General features: G+C 44.1%; 5 protein-coding genes. 4 read left to right on the top strand and 1 reads right to left on the bottom strand.

Translation table 11 applies throughout. The features are described 5' to 3' along the window. Together A3756_RS15705 and A3756_RS15700 are read left to right on the top strand one after the other, a co-directional pair. The coding region (locus A3756_RS15705) for a glycosyltransferase (RefSeq protein ID WP_156490522.1) at window positions 1-615 on the top strand (615 nt) is incomplete at its 5' end. Next, a complete protein-coding gene (locus A3756_RS15700) occupies window positions 584-1,135 on the top strand; it encodes a phosphatase PAP2 family protein (RefSeq protein WP_068509473.1) in 552 nt (183 codons plus the stop codon). The genes A3756_RS15705 and A3756_RS15700, both read left to right, overlap by 32 nt. 22 nt (window positions 1,136-1,157) lie before the next feature. Here A3756_RS15700 and A3756_RS15695 read toward each other — a convergent pair whose 3' ends face one another. After that, complete coding sequence (locus tag A3756_RS15695) at window positions 1,158-1,745, bottom strand: nucleoside triphosphate pyrophosphatase (RefSeq protein WP_068509507.1); 588 nt, start codon at window positions 1,743-1,745, stop codon at window positions 1,158-1,160. A gap of 595 nt (window positions 1,746-2,340) precedes the next feature. Here A3756_RS15695 and A3756_RS15690 point away from each other — a divergent pair. Then, window positions 2,341-3,579: a CsgG/HfaB family protein gene (locus A3756_RS15690; protein ID WP_068509475.1), complete on the top strand. Its 1,239-nt coding sequence runs from the start codon at window positions 2,341-2,343 to the stop codon at window positions 3,577-3,579. 164 nt (window positions 3,580-3,743) lie between these two features. Next, a complete protein-coding gene (locus A3756_RS15685; RefSeq protein ID WP_068509477.1) occupies window positions 3,744-4,649 on the top strand; it encodes a hypothetical protein in 906 nt (301 codons plus the stop codon). The last annotated feature ends 93 nt before the right edge of the window (window positions 4,650-4,742 follow it).

Here is a 4,742-nt window from a genome sequence, read left to right as displayed (position 1 = left end):
CGCTGTTCTCGCCTTCGTGAAAGATGGCATGTGACAGATGGGCAAGTCGTTTGCCTCTATGTCGGCCGAGTTGCAGGAGAAAAAAATATTGCCTTGGCTATCAAGGCCTATGAGAACGTCACCGCCACTCATCCGGACTGTGTTTTCGTCGTCGTTGGTGATGGCCCCTTAAGAAAAACCTTGGAAAGTGAACACCCTGGCATCCGTTTCGTTGGAATGAAAACGGGTGAAGAGCTAGCCAAGTATTATGCCTCAGCAGACCTTTTTCTATTTCCAAGCAAAACCGACACCTTTGGTAATGTTGTGACTGAAGCAATGGCAAGCAGGCTGGGTATCGTTGCATTTAATGACGCCGCTGCGAAGGAACACTTAAGCCATGGCAATTCGGCATATATCGCAAATTTAGACAATGACGAAGCCTTCATTCAATTGACTCTGGAAGCAATCGAAAGCTCTTCCGAGCTGGAAAAAATTCGTGAAAATGCCTATCAATTGGCACAAACAATTACCTGGAACAATATCGTCAATCAGTTCGTCAAAAAGTTACTCGAAAAGCCACCCTTAAGGCTAGGAGATGAGACACATGAATCCTCTCAAAACATCAACAGCATTTAATAAGCTCAATAGCTGGGATATTGCAGCTTGCCTGTACCTTAATCATTTTTGTCGCACTAAAACGGTTAACACCTTCTTTGCAATAATCAGCCGCTTAGGGGATGGTGTTTTCTGGTATAGTCTCGCGCTTGTCCTGCCAATCTTATATGGTGAAGAAGGTCTACTTTTATCAGGGTTGATGATAACGGCGGGCGGTGCTTGCCTACTGATCTATAAGCAACTTAAAAAGAAACTAGTAAGAGAACGACCATTTATCCGCTCAAAAGATGTCTATAAAGGCTGCGCACCTTTAGATCAATACAGCTTTCCTTCTGGACACACAATGCACGCGGCCTGCTTCTCGACTGTTGTGCTATGGCACCTGCCAGAGTTCGCTGTATTATTGGTACCCTTCTCTATTCTAATTGCCCTCTCGAGAATGGTACTCGGCCTTCACTATCCGACAGATGTATTGTGTGGCGCGGGATTAGGTATATTGCTGGCATCAATTGCAAACTACTTAAGCCCCGTACTCTTCTAAACCAGCGCTACTGGCCTTTACCTTATTCCTGCCAAATAGGCACATCGAAGGCCTGTAAGATCTTCCCTGTTTCGGCCAGAGGCAAGCCCACTACATTGCTATAGCTTCCGACAATCCCTTCAACAAACAATGCCGCTTTGCCTTGTATGCCATATGCACCTGCCTTATCCATTGGTTCACCCGTTGCGATATATTGCCTAATTTGCTGATCACTCAGCTTCATAAACGACACTTCTGTTGTCACAACATCAGCTTCAATTACCGCTTTCCCCTCAGATAACTTCGCCACAGCGATACCCGTTAGCACTAGATGATTTGTTCCTGATAAACGCTTTAGCATTTCAAATGCTACGCGTTCATTATCTGGCTTGCCTAGAATCGTGCCGTCTATCGTAACGGTCGTATCTGCAGCTAAAACTGTCTTTTCAGGATTAAAGCTGAGACCTGCTAAGGCTTTTTCTTTAGCCAAGCGCCTTACATAAGCGTCGGGCAATTCCCCTTCAAGTACTGACTCATCGATATCCATTGATGCACTATGATAAGGAACACCGATTTGTTCTAATAGTTCTCTCCGGCGACTGGAGCCAGATGCCAATAGCAAGTCTGCCATATTTTTTAAGATTCCTTCATAAATTGAATAGTAAACCTGGAATAATCGCTTCGGAAAGTATGACAAGCCTCGCTCCTTACGTAGCAGCGTCTTCAACGGAACGGATTGCTTTATCAATTGTTTATAGTCGGTTAAGCAGTAAAGGCGCTTTCTGAAAAATTGCTAGTTTTAACATAACAGTTCTCCAATAAATTTAGCCCTCTAAAAACGTTCAGCAAAGGTACTTTGTTTATCCTAAGAGTTTTTTTCTACTGAATATACAGTTATATAGTATTGCAAGTTACTTACAGCAACGGAAATTTTTTTGTAACTTTTGCTCTATAGAATATTTCGATCACCCTCAAAAAGCGCCAAGATAATAGGCAGTGCTCGATGCAGTCTTTTTCCGAGTAGTACTCACTACGAAGTAGTATGCCCCTAGGGTAATTTTTCGATAGAGCAGAGAGGGAAATGTTTCGTTAGTTGGTAAAACCATAATGTGACATTGAATATTGTTATCACGAATATTTAAAAGGAAGTCGGAATTAACCCCATCAAATCAATAAGCGTTATATCCATAACTATCGCATCAATCTTGCTATCTGCTTGTAGCACCATGCCTTCCCTAGGTGGTGGCGGAAGCGGTGTCGTTACTGGCAGTGCTGCTGGTGAAAGTAGCGTAGATAACAACACAGAACTCGAAAAGTGTGAAGAAACACTCGGCACACTGTCTATCTTTGAAGATACCTCACTACCATGGTGGGGAACTTACAAACAGCAATATCCAAGACTAGGAAGTACTGTCCCGGTCCTAAGACTCATGATTCAGCAATCAAACTGTTTTGTCATCGTTGAACGTGGCGCGGCAATGAATGCAATGAACCGTGAACGTCAACTAATGAATTCTGGTCAACTGCGCTCTGGTAGTAATTTTGGCGGCGGTCAAATGGTAGCAGCTGATTTTACACTTAGCCCCTCTGTCTTGTTTGCAGAAAAAACCGGCGGGTTTGGCGCAGTACTTGGCAGTTTCGGATCACTAGGCAAGCTTGCGGCCGGTCAAATGAGTTCAAATGAAGCCGAAACCAATTTAACGCTTATCGAAAACCGTTCTGGTGTTCAGGTTTCTTCGGCAAATGGTAGCGCTGAAAACAATGACTTCGGTTTCCTTGGCGGCCTATTTGGTGGCGGTGCTGCTGTCGGCGTAGGTGGATTTTCTAAGACTCCTGAAGGTAAGGTTGTTACCGCAGCCTTCGCTGACTCCTTCAATGAAATGGTTAAGGCTCTTCGCGTATACAAAGCCCAAACGGTAAAAGGCGGACTAGGTAAAGGTGGTCGTCTAACGATCGGTGGTGAAGACGACCCAATGCCCCAAGCAACTCAGCAATACACTGCACCTGTTGTCACCCCTGTCGTTGCTGCAGCACCTGTCGTTAATGTTAGAACACGTAATGTAAATATTAGCGTCGACAACTACGATGAAGACGCAATGGAAGATTACTACAAAGCACTTAAGCGCAGTGTGGAGCATATGGGAACATTTGCCTCAATGACTCCCCAGCAAATTGAAGCTATGAAGAATCACCCCGATATGCACGGTATGGGAGCACTCGCCATGTCAATGATTTGGGGAGGCCCGCATGTTTCTCAACTAGAAACTGCACAAATTGAACTCGAATCATGGCCTCAGCAAGCCAAAGAGCAAGCCTGGTCTGCTTATGGCAGCCGCATAATGAAGTACAACAAGATCTTTGAGCGTCACAGACAACGCATCATCTCAAATGGTGCCTACGATGATAGTATTTACCATCAGTTGAATGCGATTGAATTGGTTAATGAAGAAAATCTGTTCCGTTAGGCGCTAAGTTAGCCCATGCCTCCCAGACGTTTTAAGGGAGGCATGGTTCCTTATTTAAAGCTGTCTCCCCCTGATCCAATCAAAAGCTTCTTCCGTAACTTAAAAACCGGAACGGTTAATGCATTATCCCACTTATATTATTGAGTAGTGATAGGCTCCCTACCATGAAGACAGCTGACAAACAGGCATTTATAAAGGGCAACAAGCTACCTGAGTCCTATTTAACTCAGGCCTCAATTTGGTTTGACCCGCTGGTTAAGACTATTATCAAGCACCATAAAGGTGCACAAAAAACCATAATTGTTGGATTAAATGGTTGCCAAGGCTCTGGAAAGACTACTTTGGCAGACTACCTTTCCCTGTCGTTCCAGGCCGAAGGTTTAAAGAGTCTATCCATCTCTATCGACGACTTTTACCTTACGCACGACCAACGCCAGCACTTGGCACGCGACATTCACCCCATGCTTAAAACACGAGGCGTGCCCGGCACCCACGACCTAAATTTGGCCCTGAATACACTGCATGCACTAAAAAGTCACAACCAAGAGATCTCTATACCTCGATTCGATAAAGCTACCGATGATCGCTTTCCAGAATGCAGCTGGCCAAAAGTAGAAGCACCTTTAGATATAATTATTTTGGAAGGCTGGTGTCTGGGGATCCCCGCTCAAGCTGAGGAGCGACTTAAAGAAGCAATCAACAAACTTGAATCAACACAAGACGAAAGTGGCACTTGGCGACAATATGTCAACGATCAACTCTCAAGCCACTATCCGTCTTTATGGAATCAAATTGATTGCTTGATCATGTTACAAGCGCCAAGCTTCGACTGTGTATATCAGTGGCGACTGGAACAAGAAGAGAAACTTCGTCAGAAAAGCTCTTTTGATACGGATCAAACACACAGCAAAATCATGAGCCCTGAGGAAGTCGAAACATTTATTCAGCACTATGAGCGCCTGACTAGACATAGTTTAGATTGCCTTCCTGAGCACTGCCATCACGTACTGAATCTGGACAATTCACGAAAGGTTGTAAAGCACCTTATGCCTAGAGGTTTAGACATTTAAACTCTAGGACAAAGTTAGTTAAACTCTTGATTGAAGAGAATAGAGTAAAGGAGAATCAATATGAAGCAATGGTTAATATTTACTGATTTAGAT

Source organism: Oleiphilus sp. HI0086 (assembly GCF_001635225.1).
This window is presented reverse-complemented; position numbering and strand designations above follow the sequence as displayed.